This is a genomic window from Thalassococcus sp. S3 (assembly GCF_004216475.1).
Classification (GTDB): domain Bacteria; phylum Pseudomonadota; class Alphaproteobacteria; order Rhodobacterales; family Rhodobacteraceae.
This window is the reverse complement of the sequence record NZ_CP022303.1, coordinates 3428502-3453330: the sequence shown is the minus strand read 5'-3', so window position 1 is coordinate 3453330 and position 24829 is coordinate 3428502. Positions and strand designations below refer to the sequence as shown.

The 24829-nt window shown below is 61.5% G+C and carries 30 protein-coding genes and 1 other RNA gene; 23 read left to right on the top strand and 8 right to left on the bottom strand.

Annotated elements, in window-relative coordinates:
* Positions 1 to 107: 107 nt before the first annotated feature.
* The 3 genes from CFI11_RS17065 to CFI11_RS17055 form a co-directional block, all read right to left on the bottom strand.
* A complete protein-coding gene (locus tag CFI11_RS17065) occupies positions 108 to 638 on the bottom strand; it encodes an adenine phosphoribosyltransferase (protein WP_130408073.1) in 531 nt (176 codons plus the stop codon).
* A gap of 8 nt (positions 639 to 646) precedes the next feature.
* On the bottom strand, positions 647 to 1279 hold the full coding sequence (locus CFI11_RS17060; protein WP_130408071.1) for a LysE family translocator: 633 nt from the start codon (positions 1277 to 1279) through the stop codon (positions 647 to 649).
* A gap of 116 nt (positions 1280 to 1395) precedes the next feature.
* Positions 1396 to 2277, bottom strand: a complete 882-nt coding sequence (locus tag CFI11_RS17055; RefSeq protein ID WP_130408069.1) for an S-methyl-5'-thioadenosine phosphorylase — start codon at positions 2275 to 2277, stop codon at positions 1396 to 1398.
* Between the two features lie 216 nt (positions 2278 to 2493).
* Here CFI11_RS17055 and CFI11_RS17050 point away from each other — a divergent pair, with 216 nt between their 5' ends.
* Complete coding sequence (locus tag CFI11_RS17050) at positions 2494 to 4125, top strand: SulP family inorganic anion transporter (RefSeq protein WP_130408067.1); 1632 nt, start codon at positions 2494 to 2496, stop codon at positions 4123 to 4125.
* 205 nt (positions 4126 to 4330) lie between these two features.
* Here the strand turns inward: CFI11_RS17050 and CFI11_RS17045 are convergent, their stop codons facing one another.
* Positions 4331 to 4939 (bottom strand): flavin reductase family protein, encoded by a 609-nt coding sequence (locus tag CFI11_RS17045; RefSeq protein ID WP_130408065.1) that lies wholly within the window; start codon positions 4937 to 4939, stop codon positions 4331 to 4333.
* A gap of 82 nt (positions 4940 to 5021) precedes the next feature.
* Here CFI11_RS17045 and CFI11_RS17040 point away from each other — a divergent pair, with 82 nt between their 5' ends.
* The 7 genes from CFI11_RS17040 (at position 5022) to ptsP (ending at position 11724) form a co-directional block, all read left to right on the top strand.
* Positions 5022 to 5507, top strand: a complete 486-nt coding sequence (locus CFI11_RS17040) for a GNAT family N-acetyltransferase (protein WP_130410061.1) — start codon at positions 5022 to 5024, stop codon at positions 5505 to 5507.
* Between the two features lie 49 nt (positions 5508 to 5556).
* Complete coding sequence (locus tag CFI11_RS17035; RefSeq protein WP_130408063.1) at positions 5557 to 6318, top strand: EcsC family protein; 762 nt, start codon at positions 5557 to 5559, stop codon at positions 6316 to 6318.
* 141 nt (positions 6319 to 6459) lie between these two features.
* Positions 6460 to 6933, top strand: coding sequence for an NUDIX hydrolase (locus CFI11_RS17030; protein WP_254448943.1), 474 nt, complete (start codon positions 6460 to 6462; stop codon positions 6931 to 6933).
* Positions 6934 to 6984: 51 nt separating this feature from the next.
* Entirely contained in the window at positions 6985 to 7407 is a 423-nt protein-coding gene (locus tag CFI11_RS17025; protein ID WP_130408059.1) for a DUF1178 family protein, read from the top strand.
* A 1-nt stretch (position 7408) separates the two neighbouring features.
* Complete coding sequence (locus CFI11_RS17020) at positions 7409 to 8047, top strand: SDR family NAD(P)-dependent oxidoreductase (protein WP_130408057.1); 639 nt, start codon at positions 7409 to 7411, stop codon at positions 8045 to 8047.
* A gap of 153 nt (positions 8048 to 8200) precedes the next feature.
* The gene (locus CFI11_RS17015; RefSeq protein WP_130408055.1) at positions 8201 to 9439 is read left to right on the top strand and encodes an aspartate kinase; all 1239 of its coding nucleotides are present in this window, start codon (positions 8201 to 8203) and stop codon (positions 9437 to 9439) included.
* Between the two features lie 41 nt (positions 9440 to 9480).
* Entirely contained in the window at positions 9481 to 11724 is a 2244-nt protein-coding gene (ptsP, locus tag CFI11_RS17010; RefSeq protein ID WP_130408053.1) for a phosphoenolpyruvate--protein phosphotransferase, read from the top strand.
* A gap of 168 nt (positions 11725 to 11892) precedes the next feature.
* Here the strand turns inward: ptsP and CFI11_RS17005 are convergent, their stop codons facing one another.
* Entirely contained in the window at positions 11893 to 12585 is a 693-nt protein-coding gene (locus CFI11_RS17005) for a metal-dependent hydrolase (protein ID WP_130408051.1), read from the bottom strand.
* Between the two features lie 50 nt (positions 12586 to 12635).
* Between CFI11_RS17005 and CFI11_RS17000 the strand changes: the two genes are divergently transcribed.
* The 12 genes from CFI11_RS17000 (at position 12636) to CFI11_RS16945 (ending at position 19840) form a co-directional block, all read left to right on the top strand.
* The gene (locus tag CFI11_RS17000; RefSeq protein WP_130408049.1) at positions 12636 to 13286 is read left to right on the top strand and encodes a ceramidase domain-containing protein; all 651 of its coding nucleotides are present in this window, start codon (positions 12636 to 12638) and stop codon (positions 13284 to 13286) included.
* A gap of 74 nt (positions 13287 to 13360) precedes the next feature.
* Entirely contained in the window at positions 13361 to 13930 is a 570-nt protein-coding gene (locus CFI11_RS16995; protein WP_130408047.1) for a carboxymuconolactone decarboxylase family protein, read from the top strand.
* Positions 13931 to 13988: 58 nt separating this feature from the next.
* Positions 13989 to 14276 carry an Asp-tRNA(Asn)/Glu-tRNA(Gln) amidotransferase subunit GatC gene (gatC, locus tag CFI11_RS16990; protein ID WP_130408045.1) on the top strand — a complete coding sequence of 96 codons (288 nt, stop codon included), beginning with the start codon at positions 13989 to 13991 and terminating at the stop codon, positions 14274 to 14276.
* Positions 14276 to 15766: an Asp-tRNA(Asn)/Glu-tRNA(Gln) amidotransferase subunit GatA gene (gene gatA / locus CFI11_RS16985; protein WP_130408043.1), complete on the top strand. Its 1491-nt coding sequence runs from the start codon at positions 14276 to 14278 to the stop codon at positions 15764 to 15766. The genes gatC and gatA overlap by 1 nt, the downstream gene beginning before the upstream one ends.
* A gap of 41 nt (positions 15767 to 15807) precedes the next feature.
* The gene (locus CFI11_RS16980; RefSeq protein ID WP_130408041.1) at positions 15808 to 16557 is read left to right on the top strand and encodes a hypothetical protein; all 750 of its coding nucleotides are present in this window, start codon (positions 15808 to 15810) and stop codon (positions 16555 to 16557) included.
* The gene (locus tag CFI11_RS16975; protein ID WP_254448942.1) at positions 16512 to 17219 is read left to right on the top strand and encodes an N-acetylmuramoyl-L-alanine amidase; all 708 of its coding nucleotides are present in this window, start codon (positions 16512 to 16514) and stop codon (positions 17217 to 17219) included. The genes CFI11_RS16980 and CFI11_RS16975 overlap by 46 nt, the downstream gene beginning before the upstream one ends.
* Positions 17220 to 17268: 49 nt before the next feature.
* Complete coding sequence (locus CFI11_RS16970; RefSeq protein ID WP_217358712.1) at positions 17269 to 17772, top strand: aggregation factor core; 504 nt, start codon at positions 17269 to 17271, stop codon at positions 17770 to 17772.
* A gap of 52 nt (positions 17773 to 17824) precedes the next feature.
* Positions 17825 to 18229: RNase P RNA component class A (gene rnpB / locus CFI11_RS16965), an RNA gene on the top strand.
* A gap of 103 nt (positions 18230 to 18332) precedes the next feature.
* Positions 18333 to 18785, top strand: a complete 453-nt coding sequence (locus tag CFI11_RS16960) for a PAS domain-containing protein (RefSeq protein WP_130408039.1) — start codon at positions 18333 to 18335, stop codon at positions 18783 to 18785.
* A gap of 109 nt (positions 18786 to 18894) precedes the next feature.
* Positions 18895 to 19062 carry a 50S ribosomal protein L33 gene (gene rpmG, locus CFI11_RS16955; RefSeq protein ID WP_130408037.1) on the top strand — a complete coding sequence of 56 codons (168 nt, stop codon included), beginning with the start codon at positions 18895 to 18897 and terminating at the stop codon, positions 19060 to 19062.
* Between the two features lie 70 nt (positions 19063 to 19132).
* A complete protein-coding gene (locus CFI11_RS16950; RefSeq protein WP_130408035.1) occupies positions 19133 to 19639 on the top strand; it encodes a GNAT family N-acetyltransferase in 507 nt (168 codons plus the stop codon).
* Between the two features lie 21 nt (positions 19640 to 19660).
* Positions 19661 to 19840: a hypothetical protein gene (locus CFI11_RS16945; RefSeq protein ID WP_130408033.1), complete on the top strand. Its 180-nt coding sequence runs from the start codon at positions 19661 to 19663 to the stop codon at positions 19838 to 19840.
* A 261-nt stretch (positions 19841 to 20101) separates the two neighbouring features.
* Here CFI11_RS16945 and CFI11_RS16940 read toward each other — a convergent pair whose 3' ends face one another.
* A complete protein-coding gene (locus CFI11_RS16940) occupies positions 20102 to 20881 on the bottom strand; it encodes a Bax inhibitor-1/YccA family protein (RefSeq protein ID WP_130408031.1) in 780 nt (259 codons plus the stop codon).
* A gap of 187 nt (positions 20882 to 21068) precedes the next feature.
* Entirely contained in the window at positions 21069 to 21278 is a 210-nt protein-coding gene (locus CFI11_RS16935; RefSeq protein WP_130408029.1) for a DUF1127 domain-containing protein, read from the bottom strand.
* A gap of 124 nt (positions 21279 to 21402) precedes the next feature.
* On the opposite strand from CFI11_RS16935, the gene CFI11_RS16930 reads away from it, so the two are divergent.
* On the top strand, positions 21403 to 22278 hold the full coding sequence (locus CFI11_RS16930; protein WP_130408027.1) for a LysR family transcriptional regulator: 876 nt from the start codon (positions 21403 to 21405) through the stop codon (positions 22276 to 22278).
* Here CFI11_RS16930 and CFI11_RS16925 read toward each other — a convergent pair whose 3' ends face one another.
* On the bottom strand, positions 22279 to 23238 hold the full coding sequence (locus CFI11_RS16925) for an NADPH:quinone oxidoreductase family protein (RefSeq protein WP_130408025.1): 960 nt from the start codon (positions 23236 to 23238) through the stop codon (positions 22279 to 22281).
* Between the two features lie 316 nt (positions 23239 to 23554).
* On the opposite strand from CFI11_RS16925, the gene CFI11_RS16920 reads away from it, so the two are divergent.
* Complete coding sequence (locus tag CFI11_RS16920) at positions 23555 to 23926, top strand: helix-turn-helix domain-containing protein (protein ID WP_130408023.1); 372 nt, start codon at positions 23555 to 23557, stop codon at positions 23924 to 23926.
* Between the two features lie 40 nt (positions 23927 to 23966).
* Positions 23967 to 24767, top strand: a complete 801-nt coding sequence (gene hisN / locus CFI11_RS16915) for a histidinol-phosphatase (RefSeq protein WP_130408021.1) — start codon at positions 23967 to 23969, stop codon at positions 24765 to 24767.
* The last annotated feature ends 62 nt before the right edge of the window (positions 24768 to 24829 follow it).

Below are 24829 nucleotides of genomic sequence, written 5' to 3'. Positions count from 1 at the left end.
AAGCCCTCGCGGCGCTGCTGCGGAGGGCATTTGCGAGGGCCCGGATAAAAGCAGATATTTATGACCGAATGATGTCGAGGCGGTCCGGGCCATCCTTCGGGACGACGTTACGCGCCCTCGAAAGAGCAGAGCGCGTGCACATCCATGCCCATTTTCTCCAGAACCGCGCGCCCGCCGAGATCTGGAAGGTCGATGACGAAAGCACAGCTGACGATCTCTCCGCCCAGGCGTTCAATCAGTGAAATGCCAGCGGCCGCCGTGCCGCCGGTGGCCAGCAGATCATCGACGACAAGCACTTTCTCTCCGGGTTGGATGGCGTCATCGTGAACCTCGACGATCGCCTCACCGTATTCGAGCTTGTAGTCCTGGCTGATCGTGGTGCCGGGCAGCTTGCCCTTTTTGCGGATCGGAACAAAGCCAACCGTGAGTTGGTGCGCGACCGCGCCGCCAAGGATGAAGCCCCGCGCCTCAAGCCCCACGACCTTGTCGATCTGCTGACCTGCATAGGGATGCAGCAACTGGTCGATGGCCATGCGAAATCCACGTGGGTCTGCAAAAAGCGTCGTGACATCACGGAACATGATCCCTTCATGCGGGAAGTCGACGATGGTGCGGATATAGTCTTGGACGGTTTTCATATGTGATCTCAGGGTGTTGCGCGGCGAAGGGTTGCTGTGAGGACGCCCATGCCGATCAGCGTGGCACCGCCTGCACGGGTGAGCCATGTGATGACGGAGGGGCGCCCGATGGTGGCACGAAGCCGGTCGGCCAGCAGCGCATAGGCGAGCGCATTGAGCGTGGCAAGGCCCACGAAGGTTGCGATCAGGATCGCGAATTGGGGCAAGAGCGCTGCGTCGGGCCGGATGAATTGCGGAACGAAGGCGATGAAGAACGCGATGGATTTGGGGTTGAGCGCGGTGACGGCGGCGGCATGGCCGAAGACAGAGCGCGCGGTAACCTCCCTGCTGGTGCGCACTGCATCGAGGCCGGAGGAGGGCGCGGAGCGCAAAAGCTTGATGCCGAGAAAGACCAGGTAAATCGCCCCGGCCCATTTGAGCAATGTGAAGAGCGTCGCAGACGCCAGAACGAGGGCCCCCAGCCCCATGAGGGCGGCGGTCATGGCCACAAGGTCTCCCAGCGCGACACCAGCGGCGGAAGCCACGGCGACACTCCGGCCCTTGGAAAGTGCATAGCTCAGCACCAGCAGAACGGTAGGGCCGGGGATCAGCAGGAGGGCGGTCGAAGCGGCTACGAAAGCGAGCCAGAGGTCGAAAGGCATTCTGGTTTCCTTTTGAAGCGGAGGGGCCGAAGCGCTGGAAATTCCGGTGGCGTGTCATCCTGCGCCAGATCGAGAGACGGGATGTCACCTGTGACGAACAAGGAGACGATCCAAGATCATGACGGCTGCAGCACACGCCCCGCCACGGCGTCCAGCTTGGCCAGCAAGGCGGGATCGCGTTTTTCAGGCGCGGTCATGATGGCGTGTTCAAGCGCGCGGTCGCAACTATGCGGGCAGGGGAGACGCTCGGGGCCCAGCAGGAAGGGCAGGCGGCTGACGAGGGTGCGGGCCTTGTCGGCATTGCCCTGAAGGGTGCGGATGATATCGGTGATCTCTACCGCACCGTGATCGGGGTGCCAGCTGTCGTAATCGGTGATCATGGCGACGGAGGCATAGCAAAGCTCCGCCTCGCGGGCGAGTTTGGCTTCGGGCATGTTGGTCATGCCGATCACGTCGCAGCCCCAGACATCGCGATACATTTTCGATTCGGCCAGTGACGAGAATTGAGGGCCTTCCATCGCCAGGTAGGTGCCACCGCGACGTACGGTGATCTCAGCCTCCCGCGCCGCGGTCTCACACGCGTCGGAGAGGCGCGGGCAGGTCGGGTGGGCGACGGAGACATGGGCGACGCAGCCGGTGCCGAAGAAGGACTTCTCCCGCGCGAAGGTGCGGTCGATGAACTGATCGACGATGACGAAATCGCCGGGCGCCATCTCTTCCCGGAAAGAGCCGCAGGCGGAGACGGAGATGACATCGGTGACGCCCAGCCGTTTGAGCGCGTCGATATTGGCGCGGTAGGGCACGGTGGTGGGCGAATGGACATGGCCCCGCCCGTGGCGGGGCAGGAAGGCCATGGGCACACCGTCGAGCGTGCCGGTCAGGATCGCATCGGACGGTGGGCCCCAGGGGCTGTCAACTTGTGTCCATTCCGCATCTGTAAGCCCGTCGATCTCGTAAATGCCCGATCCGCCGATCACGCCGATCTTTGTGTCCGCCATGTGCCTGCCTCATAACTGCGCGCGCGTCCCGGCTACTTTTGGGCCAATGACGCTGCGGCGCAAGGGGACAATCGGCCTCGTATGCCCAAGAATACCGTGCATTCCGCGCTGTGCCTGATATGTGCCCATCGCATAGCTGCATCCCGCTGCCCCCGGTAGCGTGGAGCGGCCAACTTAGATAAATCGCTGCGATGCAGCGAACAGATGGGACAGAGTATGGCTTTCTTTGAAGCGCCCACGGGCGAGCGCGCGCGCCGTTTTGGCGATTTTCGCGTGGCACCGGGTGAGGTGCGGCTGACGCCGGGCCAGATCCGGACGGAGCTGCTGTCGGGCCTGACGGTTGCGCTGGCGCTGGTGCCGGAAGCGGTGGCCTTCGCCTTTGTCGCGGGGGTGCATCCGCTGGTGGGTCTTTATGCTGCATTTTTGGTCGGGCTGATCACGGCGCTGATCGGCGGGCGTCCGGGCATGATTTCGGGTGCGACGGGCGCGCTGGCGGTGGTGATGGTGGCGCTCGTGGCGCAGCACGGGGTCGAATACCTCTTTGCCACGGTGGTGCTGATGGGGCTGCTCCAGGTCTTTGCGGGCGTGATGCAATGGGGCAAGTTCATCCGCCTTGTGCCGCATCCGGTGATGCTGGGCTTTGTCAACGGCCTGGCCATCGTAATCTTCCTCGCGCAGCTGACGCAGTTCAAGGTGCCGGGCACGATGGAGAACACCGGGCATGGCATGGGGGGCGGTGAGTGGCTGAGCGGCACGCCGCTTTACATGATGCTAGGGCTCGTGGCGCTGACCATGGCGATCATCTGGGCGATGCCCCGGATCACCAAGGTGATTCCGGCCCCGCTGGCGGGGATCGGCGTGGTGGCGGGACTGGTGATTGCCTTTGGCCTCGACGTGCCGCGCGTGGGCGATCTGGCTTCGATTCAGGGTGGGTTGCCCCCATTTCATATCCCGATGGTGCCGCTGAATTGGGAGACGCTGGAGATCATCCTGCCTTACGCGGTGATCCTCGCGGCGATCGGGTTGATCGAGAGCTTGCTGACGTTGAACCTGGTGGGCGAGATGACAGGCCAGCGCGGAGGAGCGAGCCAGGAATGCATCGCCCAGGGCGTGGCCAACACGGTCACCGGCTTTTTCGGCGGCATGGGCGGGTGCGCCATGATCGGGCAGTCGATGATCAACGTTAAATCCGGCGGACGGACGCGGGTGGCCGGGGTGGCTGCAGCTTTGTTCCTGCTGGCGTTCATCCTGGTCGCTTCGCCGGTGATCGAGCTGATCCCGCTGGCGGCCTTGGTCGGCGTGATGTTCATGGTGGTGATCGGCACGTTTGCGTGGAATTCACTGAAGATCCTTAGAAAAGTGCCGCTGACGGATGCATTTGTGATCGTGCTGGTGACGGTCGTGACGGTCATGGAGGACCTTGCGGTCGCGGTGGTCGTGGGGGTGATCGTGTCGGCGCTGGCTTATGCGTGGAACAATGCCAAGCGCATCTACGCCAAGACCTACGAGACGCCGGAAGGGGCGAGGGTCTACCAGGTGCAGGGACCGCTCTTTTTTGGCTCCAGCGACGGCTTTGTGGAGATGTTCAACGTCACAAAAGACCCGGCGGAGGTGATCGTGGATTTCGCGGATAGCCGCGTGGTGGATCAGTCGGCGTTGCAGGCGATCGAGGCGGTGGCGGCGAAGTACGAGGCGGCGGGCAAGAGGCTGCAATTGCGTCACCTGAGCCGGGATTGCCACCAGCTTTTGAAAAAAGCGGGACATCTGATGGTCGATAGCGATGACGATCCGGATTACGCGCTCGCGGTCGATTATCGCGTGAGGACGGGAATTCTCGGCGGGCACTAGGCGCGGGTTCCCCGCGCCTAGTGCCCGCCGGGTGGCGGAAAGCGGGTTTGCCCGGCAAACCGGCGGCGCCACACTGATTTAGCCTTGGTGCTGGTCCGCCGGGTGGCGCCAAACCATCTTGGTCCGGATCCAAGCCGCCGGGACGGCGCTGTTGCCCCCGCGCCTGCGCGCGCGGGCAAGGCGCCCCGCCCGCCGTCCCGCAGGATCAAGTATCGTCCGGGCGCATCAGTTCAAAGACCTCCCGCACCCGGGTGTAGTCGCGATATCCCAGACGGCTGAGCGGTTCGTAACGGGTAACATCCACCCGCCCGTCGTTCAGCACATCGTCGCGAATATGCACGCCGGTGACCTCTCCGAAAACCACGGTGTTCGAAGCACCGGGCAAGGTCACGATCCGGGTGAGACGACATTCCAGAGCGGCAGGGGCGGCCGCGACCCGGGCGCAGGGGATGGTATCGCATTCGGCCGCCTCCAGCCCGGCATGGGTGAATTCGTCAACCTCCTTGGCCAGGGTTTCGGAGCTGGCGTTCATGGCATCGCGCAGCGCGTATTCCACAATGTTCACGCAGAACACGCCCGTCTCGGCGATGTTGGCGACGCTGTCCTTGGTGTTGTCCTGATCCGGCTTGGCGCCGGTCGAGGCGAACATGACCTGGGGCGGCACATAGGCCACGGCGTTGAAGAACGAATAGGGGGCGAGGTTGTCGCGGCCTTGGGCGTCGCGCGACGATATCCAGCCGATCGGGCGTGGCGTGACGATGGCGTTGAAGGGGTTGTGGGGCAGGCCGTGGCCATCCTCGGGGCGGTAGAACATGGTTTACTCCGGTCGTGTTTGCCCAAGGGGTAGCGCCGTGCTAGGCCAAGCGCCACCGCAGAATGACGGAACGAGGGCGCAGGTGATCGGGCTATCCCCGGAAGGGCCGGAGGATTGGTGGGAGGTGGAAGCCCTCTATGACCTCTGCTTTGCGCCGGGGCGCGAGGCGCTGTCGTCCTATCGGTTGCGCGACGGCGTTTCACCGGTGGACGGGCTGTCGCTGGTCGCCCGGGATGCGCAGGGCATTCTGGGGGGCGCGATCCGGTTCTGGCCTGTTCGGATCGATGTCGCCTCTGCATTGTTGCTGGGGCCTGTTGCGGTTCATCCGACGCGGCAGGGCGAAGGGTTGGGGGGCCTTCTGATCCGCGAGGCGCTCGAACGGGGCAAGGCTGCGGGGTGGGACCGTGTGATGCTGGTCGGCGATGCGCCTTATTACGCTCGTTTTGGATTTGCGAGGCTTGAGGGCGTGATCATGCCGCCGCCAACCAATCCCGATCGGGTGCTTGGTTTGGCATTGTCCGCCGGAGCATGGGACGGCCTGTTCGGTGAGGTGCGCCGCTGGGATTGAAACCGGCGATCCGCATCCCAATGTCAAAGCGCAAAGGAGAGCGCCTGAAATGCCTGACATAGAAGTTGTGAATCCGGTTGATGTCGAGGCGGAGCTGGATCGGCTCGCAGCGCGCTATCGTTCCGCGGGGGGCGCGGGTCTGCAGGTGCTCAACCTGATCGGAGGGCAGGCCGAGGGTTTGATCGACCGCTTGCCAAAGCCCGTACGGGACGGACTTGGTGACGCGACCGAACGGGCCTTGCGCATCGCGTTGCAGGCGGCGAGCGCGTCCCGCAGTCAGGTGCCGGACCAGGCGCCCTGGCTGAACACCGCGGTGACAACCGCGATGGGCGCCGCGGGCGGTTTCGGAGGATTGCCGACGGCCCTGGTGGAATTGCCGGTCACCACAACAGTCCTGTTGCGGGCCATCCAGGGGGCTGCGCTTGAGCGGGGATTTGACCCTGCCGCCCAAAACATCCAGTTCGATTGCCTGCAGGTGTTTTCGGCTGCCGGACCTCTGGACCATGACGACGGGGCCGACATGGGTTTCTTGTCCCTGCGGCTCAGCCTGACCGGGGGCGCGATGCAGAAGGTCATCGCCACCGTCGCCCCACGACTGGCCGGCGTTCTGGGACAGAAACTCGCAGCACAAGCCGTGCCCGTGCTGGGCGCGGTGGCGGGCGCGGCCACGAACTACGCCTATACCAGCTATTACCAGAACGTGGCCCATGTCCATTTCGGGCTGCGCAGGCTGTCAATCGATGGCGACATCTCCCATGACGCGTTGATCGAGGAATTGCGGCGGCGCGTGAACAATCTGCCGGCCCGATAGATCGCCAATGATCGATAGCGTGATCATATTTCGACGAATCACGGTTTCTTCACACAAAATATAGAAAATGACATGACATTGCGGGGTGAATATCGCCTCAGACAATGTATACTATATCCCCAAAAGAACGAGGATGGCGGTGTGACCGCGTTAACGATTAAACAATTGCCGATCAAGGTAAGGGCCTCTCACAAAGCGGATGTGCGCACACAATTCGCCGCTTTGTGCTACCGGTTTTCGAACAACCGGACAGAGGTGCTTTTGATCACGACACGGCGAACCGGACGCTGGATCCTGCCCAAGGGCTGGCCCATGGACGGGATGACGCCAGCAGCATCCGCGCTGCAGGAAGCATGGGAGGAGGCCGGGGTCGTCGGCAAGGGGTACGATCGTTGCCTGGGATTGTTCTCGTACAACAAAATCCTGGACCAGACGCAGACCCTTCCGTGCGTCGCGATGGTCTATCCGGTGAAGGTCAAATCTTTGGCGCCGCGTTATCCCGAATTCGGACAAAGACGGCGGAAATGGTTTGGCCTCAAGAAAGCGTCCCAACGGGTGATGGAGCCGGAACTGGCGCGCATCATCCGTGACTTCGACCCCAAAGCCCTGCGGTAGGGTGTCCTGTCGGGCTTGATTATCCGAGGCTGGATTGTATGTAATCCCGCGATGATCCAATACGCTTTGAAATGTGCCGATGGGCATACCTTCGACAGTTGGTTTCAGTCCGCCGAGGCTTACGACAAGCTGGAAAGCGCGGGCATGGTAACGTGTGCCGTTTGCGGCAGCAGCCAGGTTGAAAAGGCCGTGATGACACCGCGGGTTGGATCAAGCCGAAGCGAACCATCGACGGCGCTGACGGGCCCGGCAAGTCCAGCCGAACAGGCGCTTGCGGATATGCGGCGCCATGTCGAGGAAAACGCGGATTATGTCGGAACAGACTTTGCGTCGGAGGCGCGTGCGATGCATGTCGGCGATGCGCCCGAACGCTCGATCTATGGCGAGGCACGTCCGGAAGATGCAAAGCAGTTGATCGACGACGGTGTGCCAGTCGCGCCGCTTCCCTTCCTGCCGCCGAGAAAGACAAACTGACATGCATGTGCTTATCACCGGTGCCAATCGGGGCATTGGTCTGAGGCTGGCGCAGCTTTACGGCGCGGCCGGGGATCAAGTGACCGCGACCAGCCGGCGCGGAACGCCGAGCTTGGACGTGACGAAGCCAGATGACCACCTGGCCCTGGCGCGATCGCTTGAGGGGAGACCGGTCGACCTGTTAATCTGCAATGCCGGCGTTTACCTTGATAAGGGGCATGATCTGGCAACAGGCTATGGGAGTGATCTTTGGGCGCAGAGCTTCGCGGCCAATGTGACCGGCATCTTCCTGACCGTGCAGGCGCTGCTGCCCAATCTGCGCGCGGCGGGCTCCTCCAGGATTGCCATCCTGTCGTCGCAGATGGCCTCGCACACGCGGGCGCCGGGCGGCAGCTATATCTACCGCGCGTCGAAGGCGGCCGCTCTGAACCTTGGGCGTAACCTGGCGGCTGATTTGCGTGATGAGGGGATCGCGGTCGGCATCTATCATCCCGGCTGGGTGCAGACGGATATGGGCGGGGGCCATGCAGATATCACGGTTGACGAGGCCGCGACGGGGCTGAAGGCGCGCTTCGATGCCCTGACGATGGAGAATACCGGCTGTTTCGAAACCTGGGACGGGCGGGCACACCCGTACTAGCCGGTCGCAAGTCTCGCCTGATCTGACCCTATCTTGCGGCGCATCATTCGATAGCGGCAAAACCAAGACGTCGCACATCCCCGCTCATCACCTTGCGCCGCGTGACGTCCCGGCGTAAACCCCGCGCGATTATCTGCGCTTAGGGGACAGTTCATGCCCGTTCTGGTGATGAAATTCGGCGGTACGTCGGTGGCCAATCTCGACCGGATCCGCCGGGCCGCGAAACGGGTCGGCGTCGAGGTGGCCAAGGGCTATGACGTCATTGTCATCGTCAGCGCGATGTCGGGCAAGACGAACGAGCTGGTGGGTTGGGTGAACGAAACCTCGCCTCTCTTCGATGCGCGCGAATACGATGCCGTTGTCTCGTCGGGCGAGAATGTCACCGCAGGGCTGATGGCGCTGACCCTACAGGAGATGGACGTGCCGGCCCGCAGCTGGCAGGGCTGGCAGGTGCCGCTGCGCACCACGTCGGCCCATTCGGCGGCGCGGATCGAGGAGATTCCGACCGACAATATTATGGCCAAGTTCGGCGAGGGGATGCGCGTGGCGGTGGTCGCAGGCTTCCAGGGGATCAGCCCCGAAGGACGCATCACAACGCTGGGCCGGGGTGGGTCGGACACGACCGCGGTGGCTTTTGCGGCTGCCTTCGGTGCTGAGAGGTGCGACATCTACACGGATGTGAACGGCGTCTATACAACCGACCCCAGAATTACCGACAAAGCGCGCAAGCTCGACCGTATATCCTTTGAGGAGATGCTTGAGCTTGCCAGCCTGGGTGCCAAGGTACTGCAGACCCGGTCGGTGGAACTGGCGATGCGCTACAAGGTCAGGCTGCGGGTGCTGTCGAGTTTCGAGGAACAATCCGACGAGGCCGGAACGCTCGTCTGCGATGAGGAGGATATCATGGAATCAAAAGTAGTCGCGGGCGTGGCCCACAGCCGGGACGAGGCCAAGATGACGCTGCTCTCGGTTGCGGACCGCCCCGGGATCGCGGCGACCATCTTCGGAGCACTCAGCAGCGCGGGTGTGAATGTTGACATGATCGTGCAGAACATCTCGGAGGAAGGGCGCACCGACATGACCTTCTCCTGCCCGATCGACCAGGTGGCCCGGGCCGAGAAAGCCATGGCGGAAGCCAAAGAGCAGGACGTGCTGAACTTCGCCGAACTGGACGCGGACAAAGATGTCGCAAAAGTGTCGGTTGTCGGTATCGGCATGCGCAGCCATACCGGTGTAGCGGCCAAAATGTTCCAGGTACTCTCCCAGGAGGGGATCAATATTAAGGTTATTACAACCTCTGAGATAAAAATTTCGGTGTTGATCGACCGGAAATACATGGAACTTGCGGTCCAAGCGCTCCATGATGCGTTCGAATTGGACAAAGCCGCCTGAGCGACAAGCGCGGGCGCCGGCAGGGACAGACGCGCGAACGGATGCCTGAACGGATGGAAACCGAAAGCCGCAAGCTGCTTGGACGCTTGCGGGATGCAATGGCGGGCGATGTGGCCGGCCAAGCCCGGCTGGACCGGATCACCCATCTGATTGCCGACAGCATGGGGTCGGAGGTCTGTTCGATCTACCTCTTCCGCGATGAGGAAACGCTGGAGCTGTGCGCCACGGAAGGTCTCAAGAAAGAGGCCGTGCATCAGACCCGAATGCGCCTGGGCGAAGGCCTGGTGGGGCAGGTGGCTCGACGCGGTCGCGTCGTGAACACGCCGGACGCACCGTCCGCGAAGGGATTTCGCTACATGCCGGAAACGGGGGAGGAGATCTATTCCTCGTTCCTGGGTGTGCCGATCCAGCGTCTGGGAGAGAAGCTGGGCGTGTTGGTGGTGCAGTCGAAAGATGCCCGAACCTTTACCGCCGATGAGATTTACGCGCTGGAAGTCGTGGCCATGGTGCTGGCCGAGATGACGGAGCTTGGCGCCTTTGTGGGTGAAGGGGCGGCGCTGAAGGCGCGGCACCAGCAATCGGTGCTGATCCGGGGCACCACCGGGCAGGAGGGCGCGGCGGAGGGACACGTCTGGCTGCACGAACCCCGCGTGGTGGTTGCCAACCCGATTGCCGATGATCCGCACAAGGAGCTTGCCCGCCTCAAGGAGGCGGTGGAAGAGCTGCGCGTGGGTGTCGACAAGATGCTGCAGATCTCGGCCAACGGCGACAAGGAGCAGCTCCAGGTTCTCGAAGCCTACCGGATGTTTGCCAATTCCAAGGGCTGGATGCGGCGGATGGAGGAGGATATCAGCCGGGGCCTGAGTGCCGAGGCCGCGGTGGAGAAGGAACAATCCGTCGCGCGCGCGCGGATGGAGCAGGTGCAGGATTCGTATCTGCGCGAGCGGTTGAGCGACCTTGATGATCTATCGAATCGGTTGCTGCGCATCCTGACGGGGCAGGGCAGCGAGACGGGGGCGGAGATGCCGCCCGATCCGATCTTGATCGCCCGCAATATAGGTCCCGGAGAGCTTTTGGAATACGGGCGCAAGCTGCGCGGTATCGTTCTGGAGGAAGGCTCCGTCGGGTCGCATGCGGCCATTGTAGCTAGGGCGCTGGCAATCCCGCTGGTGGTGCATGCGGGCCGGATCACCACGGAAGCACTGAACAACGACCAGATCATGGTGGATGGTGATCAGGGTATCGTGCATCTGCGCCCGGACGATACCGTGGTGACTGCGTTTCGCGACAAGATCGCGATGCAGGCGCAGGCGCTGGAACGCTATGCGTCTATCCGTGACAAGCACGCGCAGACGCTCTGCGGCTCGGTCGTATCGCTGCATATGAATGCGGGCCTGATGGCAGACCTGCCGTCCCTGGAGAACTCCGGCGCTGAGGGGGTGGGCCTTTTCCGGACGGAATTGCAGTTTCTGATCCGCAATCAGATGCCCAAGCGGACGGAGCTCGCGGCCCTTTATTCCCGCGTGCTCGACGCGGCGAAGGGCAAGCGCGTGGTCTTCCGCACGCTCGATATCGGGTCGGACAAAGTGTTGCCCTACATGAAGCCCAATGACGAGCCGAACCCGGCTTTGGGCTGGCGCGCGATCCGCGTGGGCCTCGACAAGCCGGGCGTGATGCGGATGCAGTTGCAGGCGTTGATCCGGGCGGCGAACGGGCGACCGCTGACGGTGATGTTTCCCTTCATCGCGCAGTTCGAGGAGTATCGCGCGGCGCATGCAGAGGTCGACAAGGCGATCCAGCGCGAGAAGCGGTTGGGTCATGTCCTCCCTGAGACGCTGGAAGTGGGCGCCATGCTGGAGACACCCAGCCTGGGCTTTGCGCCACAGAAGTTTTTCGAGGAAGTCGGGTTCCTGTCGATTGGCGGGAACGATCTGAAACAATTCTTCTTTGCCGCCGACCGGGAGAATGAGCGGGTCAGACGACGCTATGACACGCTGAACGTGAGTTTCCTGACCTTTATCGAACGGATTGTGGAACGGTGCATCGCCACCGGCACCCCGTTGAGTTTCTGTGGCGAAGATGCCGGGCGGCCGATCGAAGCATTATGTCTCGCCGCGATCGGGATCCGCACGCTGTCGATGCGGCCTGCTTCCATCGGGCCGGTCAAAAGCCTGCTGCGCCGCTCGAATCTCGAAGAGGTGCGCAAGATCATCTCCGACGCACGGCACCGGGGCGAGCAATCGGTGCGCCCGGCAGTGATGGAGTATCTACGCGGCCAAGGCTAACTTGGTTTCGCAGAAACCGTCCGGCAGATTGCCCGCGCCTCGAACAAATCCAGCGCTGCGCTGTTCACGCTGACTGTCTTATGGACAGGACTTTCCTGTTCCGCCACCTCCGTCGCTCGATGGGCAGAAGCGGTCGCTCAGCAGGCTCGCGCCACGCCGGCCGGCGTCCTAGAGCTCGATCGTCCCCATCACTTCTGGCTCGATCACCTTCACGCCGGGCAGACCCTTCACCAAGTCCTCCGCGCTTTGCTCAAGGATGGGAAAGGTTTTGTAGTGGCACGGAATGACCGTCTTGAAATCGAAATACGTCTTCGCGGCATAGGCGGCCTTTTTCATGTCCATGGTAAAGTGCCCCCCCGCGCAGAGGATGCCGATGTCGGGTTTATAGTAGTCCCCCATCCACGCCATATCGGCCATGATATCGGTGTCGCCGGACACATAGATGACATGCCCTTCGGCCTCGATCATAAAGCCGCATTCGGTCCCGCCCGTACGCAGCCCCTCGGGCGTGGCAAAGGTGGACGAATGGACGGCATTGACCATCGACACCTTTACATCGCCCAACGCCACGGTGCCGCCCTTGTTGAAGCCCACGGTCTCGATGCCCTCCTGTTCGGTCCAGTATCCCATGATATCGTATTGGCCCACCGCCGGCACACCCAGCTTCTTGCAGAGCGACACGACATCCACGACATGGTCGAAATGCACATGGGTCAGCAGGATATGCGTGGCGCCTTCGACCGCGGCTTCGTGATGCGCCTCGTCCAGAACCGGGTTGCCGGTCAGCCAGGGGTCGATCAGCAGCACCTGCCCCTCGGTCTCGATGCGGAAACTGCCATGTCCAAGCCAGATGATTTTCATGTGTCACTCCCTATCTTGGGGCGAAGGTATCATTGCAGGCGCAGAAATCCATGGACCTCACACGGCAAATCGACGGCTATTGCGAACGGCTGGACGCAAGTTACTGGGCAGAACCCATTAACGCGGTTACCAACGCTGCGTTTCTGATCGCGGCCTTCATCATGTGGCGGCGGGTGCGTGGGCAGGACATGCCGTTGGCGATGACACTTGTCGTGATCCTCGCGGCCATCGGGGTTGGCAGCTACTTGTTCCATACCCATGCCACGGCTTGGGCGGCCACCACCGATGTTGTGCCGATCCTGCTCTACGTACTGGTCTATATCTTCGCGATCAACCTGCACGTCTGGAACCTTAAGCTGTGGCAGGCCCTCGGTTTGACCGCGCTTTTCTTTCCCTACGCTGCCGCGACTGTGCCATTGTTCGCCCTTCTGCCCCTGGGCGGGTCGGCGGCCTACGCGCCGATCCCGCTGTTGATCCTGATCTACGCGGTCCTTCTGCGCCATCGCGCGCCAGAGACGGCACAGGGCCTCGCCATCGGCGCCGGCATCCTGATCCTGTCGCTCACCGCCCGCACACTGGACGAGCCGCTTTGCGAGATCATCCCGATCGGCACGCATTTCTGGTGGCACATCCTGAACGGTCTGATGCTGGGCTGGATGATCGAGGTGTATCGCCGCCATCGACTGGCTACCGCGACATAACGGCTTGCGCGCCGGATCCTGAACCAAGACCTTTTCATCCCCCGCCTTCGTTTGCGAAAAAACCGGAGACACCCATGCATGTCGCTCCCAAACCGCTGACCGCCTATCCGTGGTTCATCCGTCTCTTCTTTGCCAAGCAAAAGCGGACCTACGGCAAGGTGCTTGATCCCGGCCTGCTCTGGGGCCGGTCGAAATGGGTCTTCGCGACGTTGGCTCTGCTCTACGGCGCGCTCAATCGGAAAAGCTCTCCGCTCAGTCCGGCGCTGCGGTCCTTGGTGACTGTCCGCGTGTCGCAGATCAATCATTGCGCGTTTTGTGTCGACATCAACTCCGCCACGCTGGAACAGCGCGGTGTGAGTGAGGAGAAGATCATGGCCTTGGCCAACTGGCGTGACGATCCGCAATTCAACACGCTGGAGCGGGCCGCGCTCGACTACGCCGAGGCGGTGACCTGGTCGGATCGGCAGGTAACGGGTGATCAGATCGCGGCGCTTCGCGACTATTTCGAAGAGGACGGCATCGTCGAGCTAACGGGGCTGATCGCGTTCCAGAACATGTCGAGCAAATTCAACGCGGCCCTCGACGTCCCTCCGCAGGGCTTTTGTCAGCTTCCCGTGCCAAACCGGACCGATCCCGGGGCGTGACGCTTGCGCCCTTGCGCAAGCGGGGCTAAAGCGCTGGGCGATATAGCAGAGGTTGGCCATGTCGATTGATCAAAGCACCGCCGCCCGGGTAGCGAAACTCGCCCGGATCAAGGTCGAGGACGACGCGCTCCCCGCGCTCGCGCAGGAATTCAACACGATCCTGGGGTTCATCGAGCAGCTCAATGAGGTCGATGTGGAGGGTGTGGAGCCGATGACGTCGGTCACGCCGCAGCGGCTGAAGCGGCGCGCGGATGTGGTGACGGATGGCGATCAGCAGGACAAGGTGCTGGGCAACGCGCCCGATGCGCGCGAAGGGTTCTTTGCGGTGCCGAAGGTGGTGGAATGATGAGCGAACTGAACACACTGGGCCTGGCCGCCGCGCGTGATGCGCTGAAAAAGGGTGAAACCACATCAGTCGAGCTGACCGAAGCCTGCCTTGGCGCCATCGAGGCCGCAGGCACCCTCAACGCCTTCGTGCACAAGACCCCCGAGATTGCCCTTGAACGGGCGCGCAAAGCCGATGAGCGCCTGCAAGGGCGCGAAGAGGCGCCCGCCATGTGCGGCCTACCCATTGGCATCAAGGATCTTTTCTGCACCAAAGGTGTGCCCAGCCAGGCCGGCAGCCGGATCCTCGAAGGTTTCCGTCCCGAATACGAATCCACCGTCAGCCAAAACCTCGCCGATGCGGGTGCTGTCATGCTGGGCAAGCTGAACATGGACGAGTTTGCCATGGGGTCGTCCAACGAGACCAGCACCTACGGTGATGTCGTGAACCCTTGGCGGCGTGGCAATGACGATGCGCGTCTGACGCCCGGCGGCTCTTCCGGTGGGTCCGCCTCCGCCGTTGCCGCCGATCTCTGCCTTGCCGCGACCGGCACGGATACCGGCGGGTCGATCCGCCAGCCTGCCGCTTTCACCGGCACGGTGGGGATCAAGCCCACCTATGGCCGCTGCTCGCGCTGGGGTATCGTGGCCTTCGCGTCTTCTCTCGATCAGGCGGGTCCCATGACCAAATCGGTGCGCGACGCTGCTATCATGCTCGAAGCGATGGCCGGGCACGACCCCAAGGATTCCACCTCCGCCGAACTGGCCGTGCCTGATTTCGAGGCGATGCTCACCGGCGATATCCGGGGCAAAACCATCGGCATTCCGCGCGAATACCGCATGGACGGCATGCCCGAAGAGATCGAGACGCTCTGGGCCGAAGGCCGCCGGATGATGGAGGAGGCAGGTGCGAAGATCGTCGATATCTCGCTGCCGCACACCAAGTACGCCTTGCCCGCTTATTACGTGATCGCCCCGGCCGAGGCGTCTTCGAACCTCGCGCGCTATGACGGCGTGCGCTACGGCCACCGTGCCAAGCTCTCCCAGGGCGATGGCGTCACCGAAATGTACGAAAAGACCCGCGCCGAAGGCTTCGGCGACGAAGTCAAGCGCCGCGTGATGATCGGCACCTACGTCCTGTCGGCGGGCTTCTACGATGCCTACTATAACCGGGCCCGCAAAGTCCGCGCCTTGATCAAGAAAGACTTCGAGGATGTCTTCGCACAAGGCGTCGATGCGATCCTGACCCCCGCCACGCCATCGGCGGCCTTTGGGCTGGGTGAGATGACCGAGGCCGATCCGGTGCAGATGTATCTCAACGACGTCTTTACCGTAACGGTGAACCTCGCGGGGCTTCCGGGCATCGCCGTTCCCGCAGGGCTTGATAGGCAGGGGCTGCCGCTCGGCCTGCAGTTGATCGGGCGCCCTTGGGAAGAGGGGGATCTGCTCAATTTTGCGTATAGCCTCGAAAGCGCGGCTGGTTTTGTGGCAAAGCCGGTTAAATGGTGGTAGCAGTCTGATCCCAGAAAAGACCCGATCAGAGGCGAGGCAGAATGCGACCGATACTCATTCTTTTGGCTTTGGGCGCGCTTGCAGCGTGCGCCCCGACGGTGCCCGACAGCGGGGCGGGAGTGGGATTTGACAATTCCGTCGATGCACAGCGTGCGCGTGACGCGGAACTGACCACCGGTGCGGCCCTCCCACCGGCCACAGCCGTGTCGCAGGAAACGCTTGCGCCTGCGGGTGGTGCTCCAGCAGCATCCGCAGCGCCCGCGACAGCGACCGCACCGTCTGGCGGATCAGGGGATGCGATCCTCGATGCAGCAGCTTCTCTGGAGGCAACGAACGCCAATTCAGGAGTGCCGCCGCTGCAGGCGAGCCCGTCAAACCCGCCGCCGGGCCAGAACAATGCCGCGATTTCGGATGAAAACGATTTCGATGCGGTCTCTTCGCGTCAAACCATCGAAAGTGATGCGCAGCGCATTGCGCAGAACCGCGCGCAATACCAGGTCGTGCCGCCGACAGCATTGCCAAGCCGGGCGGGCAACGAGCAACCCAATGTGGTGCAATACGCTCTCGACACGAGCCATCCGCGAGGCACGCGGGTCTACAGTCGCGCCGGGATCAACATGGCGGCGCGGGCGGAACGGAACTGCGCGGCCTATGCCTCGGCGGATCAGGCGCAGATCGACTTTCTGTCCAAGGGCGGCCCGCAGCGCGACCGCATGGGGCTTGACCCGGACGGCGATGGATATGCGTGTGGCTGGGACCCCGCGCCGTTCCGGGCTGCGGTGCGCAACTGACCGCGCCCATCTGGCACCCGTCCCCTAATTATGGCCCACGCCGGGACGGGTTGCGTCCCGAACTGGTTGTCATCCACTATACCGCGATGAAAAGCGCTAACGCGGCGCTGTATCGCTTGTGCGACCCGACATCCGAGGTTTCCGCACATTATCTGATCGGCGCAGACGGTCGCTTATGGCATCTCGTGTCCGAGGAGATGCGGGCCTGGCACGCCGGTGCCGGCTCATGGGCGGGGCGTGCGGATGTCAATTCGCGGTCCATCGGGATCGAACTCGACAATCGCGGAACACATCCATTTTCCGACCCGCAGATGCGGCGCCTTGAAACGCTGTTGTCCGGCGTCATGACGCGTTGGGCGATTCCGCCCGAGGGGGTAATCGGTCATTCCGACATGGCGCCCGATCGCAAAGGCGATCCCGGCCCCCGCTTTGACTGGGCCAGGCTCGCCCGCCAGGGACTGGCCGCGGAGCCGGTTGCGCGGCCCCGAACGGGCGATTTGCCAGCCTTCAAAGCTTTGGCCGTCGCGGTGGGGTATCCCGGGGATCTTGACGACGCTGCGCTTTTGCACGCCGTCAGGCTGCGCTTCCGGCCCTGGGCTCAGGGTCCACTGACACAAGAGGATCGCGCGGTTCTTGCCGGTCTGTTGTCGTCCGATATTTGACATCTCAATCAGATGAGACATCTGAGCTTTAAAAGCGAACGAGGATGTCATGAGATTTATCACACTTTTTTGCATGGCTCTTCTTTGGTCGGTCCCGGCTGCCGCCGACCTTGACGTGCGTTTCGTCGAGGGCGCGCCGAAGGATCGTTTCGAACTGGTCAACACCTCTGCCTGTGCTACTGGGCCTATATCGGTGCGGTTGGATCTTTCGGGATCGGCGGGCGGTCTGATTTTCGATGTCACAGAGGCGGGTGCGGGCGTTGAAGTGTTCCAGCCCTTTGAACTGGCCGAAGGTGCCGATGCCCTGGCAGCGCTGCCGTCGGTCGCCGATGGCGATGACGTCCTCACCCTGGATCTCATTGATTTGCCGGCCGACACGAGGGTATCGTTCACCATTGATGTCGATGACACGCTGGGTGGGCGCGAAATCACGGTCTCGGGGGCAGAGATTGAGGGCGCACTTGTAACCGCGCGCCTGCAAGACCGGCAGGTTCAATCCCAGTTTACCGCCGAGGCGACCGCACGGCTGGGTCTTGCATCCTGCATCTCCTGAGCCGGCTTCGGGATTGACGGCACCCGGCCTTTGACCGTAAGGCGCGGGACGCGTGGAGAGCTGGATGGCCGCTTTGGCGGGGATGACCTGCCGGAGAGGAAAGTCCGGACTCCCTGAAGCAACGGTGCCGGGTAACGCCCGGGCGGGGCAACCCGACGGACAGCGCCACAGAAATCAGACCGCCACGCTTGCGTGGCAAGGGTGAAACGGTGGGGTAAGAGCCCACCGCGCCCCTGGCAACAGGGGCGGCACGGCAAGCCCCACCGGGAGCAATGCCAAATAGGATCCCCGCGCGGGCCCGGTCGGCGCAAGCCGAGACCGCCGCAGGCCGCTTCAGCCGGGGGGATCGGGTTGGCAGCTAAAGGCGTCTGGCAACAGCCGCCTGAGAGGAATGGTCATCCATTCGCGACCCAAGGGTCACGGAGGACAGAATCCGGCTTACAGGCTCTCCACGCGCATCTGCCATGAAAACTGCATCCAACATGTACGTTTTTCTTTTGCGTTAGCGCAATCTGGTCTAGCTTTAGTGTGCGAGGGGTCGCCGACTGGAGTGGCCGAAGATGAAAATCAAATTGCTTGAGCGCACAGTTCCACCGCGAAGGGACAGCGAGATCCTGGATATTCTGGGATCCATCGCGCCATCCATGGTGATGTCGCTGATCCAGACGACGTCTGACTGCGTCAAAGTTCTGTCTGTCGATGGCAGGCTGATGTTTGTGAACCAGATCGGCCTGGATGAGCTTATGGGTGGTGCGATGGACGAGGTGCGCGATACGGTCTGGAGCGCCTACTGGCCTGCCGTGGCACGCCCCGCGCTTGAGGAAGCGTTGGATCTGACATTGGGCGGGCGTCATATCTATTGCGAGGTTCCGCGCCCGACCGAAGATGGGATGGACCGGCTATGGTCCATCAATCTCACGCCGATCTACACGCATTCCGAAGAGGTGGAAGCGGTTCTTGTGATGTCGCGGGATCTGACGGCGAATGCGAATTATCCCCCGCTTTACGATTAACGCGAGGATGGCACGAAAGCGGGTTGACTCGGCCCCCCGCGCAGGTAAAAGCCGATCTTCATAAGAATTTCCCGAAAGGCGCAAGCCTTTCGATGAAGGAGAGACCAAGATGGCGAAGCCGACGACAATCAAGATCCGTCTGAACTCGACCGCAGGCACGGGCCATTTCTATGTGACCAAGAAGAACGCGCGCACCATGACCGAGAAGATGGTGGTACGGAAGTTCGATCCCGTGGCCCGGAAGCATGTCGAGTACAAGGAAGGCAAGATCAAGTAAGCCTGACACGACCGACCAGGAATGAGGGGCCACGCAAGCGCGTGGCCTTTTTCTTTTGTGGAGGAGAAGTATGCAATTTCAGGTCAGACCGTCTACCCAAGCGGATATGGCTGCCGTGGATGCTCTGCTGGCGCGGGTTTATCCGAAATTGCTGAAAGCGGACTACCCGCCTTCCGTTCTGGTTACCGCCCTGCCGCGCATCAGCCGGGCTCAACCGGAGCTGATGGGATGTGGGACCTATTACGTGGCCGAGACGCGCGACGGACGCATCCTCGGGGCCGGGGGCTGGACATCGGATCGCAAGGTGCGGGGACTGGGCCACATTCGCCATGTTGTCAGCGACGACCGGTTTTTGCGCCGCGGTGTTGCCCGTGCCATCATTGGGCATGCGCTTGATACGGCCCGCTTGGCAGGCATGTCCGCGATGGAATGCTGGTCAACACGGACCGCGGAGCCGTTCTATCACGCGATGGGATTTGAGACGATAGGTCCGATTGATGTGCCGCTCGGCGACGGAATCTCGTTTCCTTCGCTCAGGATGCATCGTCGCTTGCCGGGTGCATCGACGATGCCTTAGTCTGCACTTGGGGGAGATGTCATGGTCAGAATTCTGTCAGTCAGTCTGTTGATGCTGATTACGGCCTCTTGCGCGCCGGGGCCTTTGGGGCCGTTGCCGCAAGGCGTCGGATTTACCGGGATCGGGGAGGAGCCGCGCAGTGCCGGGTCCTTGCCGGCAGGTTACGTTGTGGTGCATCCCGGCAAGCGCCACGCCCATTGATCATAAGCGCTGCGGTGATGTCAGCGCCGCGTGTCTCAAGCGCAAGCTTGTGTCGGCCATAGCCGCGTCGGTTCATTGTGGAGCTTGTCTCGGCGAACGGGATGAGCCGTTCGTCGCTGCATGTTGATCAGCCGAAGCGTGACAAGACTTGTGGCCTGGCAAGTGAAGGCAAAGGCCCGCGTCATCGTCGCAAAGAGGTGCTGACAAAAAAAGGGCGGGTCCGCACGACCCGCCCTGTTGTCTTAACTCACCCTCATCGGGTTATTCTTGCTGACCCATGAACATGAGCAGGAACTGGAACATGTTCAGGAAGCTGATGTAAAGGCTCAGCGCGCCGTCATAGGCGGCTTTGTCCATCCATTCCTGATCGCCGTGGCTCGCATGGGCGATATAGGTGTTCTTGATCTCCTGCGTGTGGAACGCCGTCAGCGCCGCGAAGATCAAAAGACCGATTGCAGAGATTGCGAACATCATGGCCGGCGATTGCAGGAAGATGTTTACAACCATCGCTACGATCAGGCCGATCACACCCATGATGAGGAACGATCCCCAGCCGGAGATGTCTTTCTTCGTCGTGTAGCCCCAGAGCGACAGGCCCGCAAAGGCGATGGCCGTCACAATGAAGGTCTGCGCGATCGAGAAGCTGGTGAAGACGATGAAGATCGAGCTCAGCGAAAGACCGATGGCCATCGCGAAGACGAAAAAGCCAAGTTGCACACCAGCGGCGGGTGCACGGCGCATCAGCGCGCCCCAGCCGAAGAAGATAAAGGCCAGAGGCAGCAACATCACGACCCACCGCAGCGGCGACAGGTAAAGCGCGGCGCCAAGCTGTGTGAGCATTGTGCCATTGCCCAACTGCGCAGCCGCCACCGAGGCATCTGTCGTTGTCGCCAGGCCTGCAATGGCCCAAGCCGCCAGCGCGGTGATCAGCATACCCACGGACATCGTGCCGTAGACTTTGTTCATATGGGCGCGCAGCCCCTCATCAATCTGTACAGCGCGCGCGCCTGCCGCTGTCCGGATTGTGTCGAATTCAGCCATTAACGGTCTCCATCAAACGACTTGTTGTGGCGGCCGGAGGATACCGGTCACCTTCGCGTTAAAATATCGGCTGTATGAGGCGCCTTTTCAAGTATTTCCGTCGGGATTATCGCCTCAAATGCACGTCAAATCCCTGCGCCGGTCCGGGACGACGCAGGGATCCGCGACAAGACGAAAAAGCAGGCGATTACATCCGCCAGGTTGCGGGAACGTCCCAGATCGGTCGCGCAGCTTCGGCTTGCGCCTTGGTTTTGCTGATGCCGATATCGCGCAGGGCGGTGGTGTCCAGCCTCTTGAGATCTTGACGCTGCCGCCAGACGCTCAGGATGTAGCCCAGGGTGAGACGGCGCGCGGGACGATGGGTCAGGGCGGTGCGGGATGCAGAGATAAAGGCCATGACAGTATCCTTTCGTAAATGTGATGGCGTTTTGGGGTACGATCAATTTCCTTGATATATTTGTCAGCTTGTGGTTCATTTTCAAAACGAATGTTTGTGCAGTCATCCATCAGGATTTGTGATAATGCGAAATCTGGACATTACGACGCTTCGCTCTTTTGTGGCTGTCGCCGATTCAGGCGGGGTGACGCGGGCCGCGGGGTTCCTTCATCTCACGCAATCGGCCGTTTCGATGCAGTTGAAGAGGTTGGAGGAGTTGTTGGGCCTGGAGCTTTTGGATCGGTCCGGGCGCACGATCGCGCTGACCGCTTCCGGCGAACAGCTTTTGGCCTATGCCCGGCGCATGGTCGCTTTGAACGACGAAGTCATCGGGCGCCTGACCGATCAGGCCTATGAGGGAGAGATCATACTCGGTGTTCCGCACGACATCGTTTATCCGTCGATCCCGCGCGTGCTGCAGCAATTCCACGTCGCCTTCCCAAGGGTGAAGGTGCACCTCGTATCCTCATTCACACGGGGGCTGAAAGAACAGTTTGCCAAGGGAGAGTGCGATCTGATCCTGACCACGGAACTTGCTGGCAGCGCGGAGTGCGAGACATTGGCCGAGCGGCCTTTGTGCTGGATCGGCGCTCCCGGCGGCTCTACCTGGCGGCAGCGGCCCCTGCGGATCGCCTTCGGGCGGCATTGTTCGTTCCGACCCAAGGTGATCGAGGCGCTGGATAAGGCCGATTTCTCCTGGGACATGGTGGTAGAGACAGAGTCAGACCGAACGATCGAGGCAACCGTGAGCGCAGATCTAGCGGTTCACGCCATGATCGAAGGGACCGAGCCCCCGCATCTGCAAATCATTGACCACGGTGGTGCGCTGCCAGAGCTTCCGATGCAGATGATCAACCTTTACGGAGCCGAAGCGAAAAACAACCATCTCGTGCGAGAGTTGGCGGATTTGTTGCGAACAGCGTTCAAGGGGATCAGCACCGTCCGGCTCAAGGCGGTGTGATCAGGGCACGATCACAACCTTGCCGGTTGATTTACGCGCCCGCAGAAGATCCAGACCATCAGCCACCTGCGAAAGGGGCAGGACATGGCTGACATGCGGTTTCAGCCGGCCGGCGGCGTACCAGTTCATAAGCGTGGCCAGGCTGTCGGTGATCACACTTGGCCTGAATTTCAAATAGCCGCCCCAGTAAAAGCCGATAACGGAAATGTTTTTCACCAGAAGGTGATTGGCGGGGATCTGAGGCACATCACCGCTCGCAAACCCGATCGCTAGAATGCGGGCCTCGGGCCGGCAGGCGCGAAAGGCCGCGCGGAATGCGTCTCCCCCCACGGCGTCGTATACGACGTTGGCGCCACCCTCCTGCTTGATGCGCTTGCGCAGATCGTCGGTCTCGGTATCAAGCAGGATGTCGGCACCTGCAGCCTGTGCGATTGCCAGCTTCTCGGCGCCACGGGCACAGGCGATCACGCACGCGCCCATCAGCTTACCGATTTCCACAGCCGTCAACCCGACGCCACCGGCCGCGCCAAGCACAACCAGTGTTTCCCCCGGTTGAAGTTTGGCGCAATGCTCAAGCGCGACATGACTGGTCCCATAGGCGATTTGGAAGGCCGCCGCATGTTCAAAGCTCATGCCATCGGGCATGAGAACAGCGCGCTCCGCATCGAAAACGCCGTACTCGGCAAGGCCGCCCTGTCCGCCGAAGACGGCAACCGCGTCGCCCTCGGCAAACCCGGTCACTGATTCGCCGACGGCATCCACAATTCCGGCCAGTTCCATTCCCATCGTGAAGGGATAAGCGGGCATATCTTGATATTTGCCCTTCTCCATGAGCGTATCGGCGAAGTTCAGCCCGCAAGCCCGGATTGCAAGACGCAGTTGTCCGGGACCTGGCGTGGGTCTTGGAATATCCTGAAGCGATGGAAGACGCCCTTCAGCGTCAATACGATAAGCCTGCATATCAAAGCCCTTGTTTTTCAATTCATAAATGTCCAAGTTGCCTCAACTGTCAAACAGCATGGGCGCTATGCGGCGATACTAAATATATTATACATCCGTGCGTTGTGTTGGGATTTCATTTACCTCTACTTGTGCCGCGTTAACCAGTTTCCCGCCATGAGGGTGTCATCACGCTTGAATTCAACCGAAAAGATCTTAGTATTTGCGGCACCATTATGGCCTAGAACATGGGGTGACGTTCTTGGTTGTGATTTCTAAGGTTCTGTGACCCGGTGGGTGGGCGCATGCCAGACTTAAATGGAGAAGGAGACCTACCATGACCCATCCTGTTGATGTGCATGTGGGTAAACGTGTGCGTCATCGCCGGTGGCTAATCGGGATGACACAGCAACAATTGGCGGAGCATGTGGGGATTAAGTTCCAGCAGATCCAGAAGTACGAGACCGGCGCGAACCGGATCAGCGCCTCCCGCCTGTGGGACATCGCAGATGCGCTTGACGTACAGGTGAGCTTTTTCTTCGAAGGTCTCGAAGACGAGCAAAGCACGGACCAACAAACATCCATGGTGCCAACCGACCTAATGGGTGACAAGGAAGCGCTTGACCTGGTGCGGTCCTACTACGCCATTCCGGAAAATCAGCGCCGCCGTCTGTTTGAATTGGCGCGGGTTCTCAGCGACGTCGCCTGATAAGGTTGAATAGACCAGATGGTCATGGCACGTGGATGCCATGACTGACGACGCGACTTCAGATATGGACATAGCCGGTCGTCTCGCTGACGAAGCGAGAACGGCCATTTTGCCGTTCTTCCGACAAAACGGTCTCGCGACTGAAAACAAGGCATCGAACGGCTTCGATCCGGTGACGCAGGCTGATCGGGCAGCCGAGGCGGCCATGCGTGACGTGCTTCGTCATGATCGCCCGCTTGATGGCATCTGGGGAGAGGAATTCGGCCAACTCGACGGGGAAAGCGGGCGCACCTGGGTGCTTGACCCCATTGATGGAACACGTTCCTTTATCAGCGGGACCCCGACCTGGGGCGTTTTGATCGCGCTTTCTGATGAAGACGGCCCCCGTCTTGGCGTAATCGACCAACCTTATATCGGAGAGCGTTTTTGCGGCGCGCGGGGGGAGGCATGGCTTGAACGTGCTGGGGATCGCGCAAAACTGGCAACCCGCGCGACCACCAAGCTGTCGGACGCAATCCTGTTCACTACCTTTCCGGAAGTTGGCTCATCCCCGGAGAAAGCGGCCTTCGACGCGGTGCGGGGCAAGGTGAAACTGACACGCTATGGGATGGACTGCTACGCTTATGCGCTTCTTGCCGCGGGGCAGATCGATCTGGTGATCGAGGCCGGCTTGCAAGCTTACGACATACAGGCGCCGATTGCCGTGATCGAAGCGGCGGGAGGGTGTGTCACGAATTGGTCTGGTGGATCCGCGCATCTGGGCGGGCGGGTGGTTGCTGCGGCCAATGCGGACCTTCATCAGGCCGTGCTGGACATATTGAAGACCTATGACCAGACCTGAGACGGGCAAAACAATATGAGACAGATGGTCGTCAAATTGAACGGTGCACGGTTGCTTGGCGG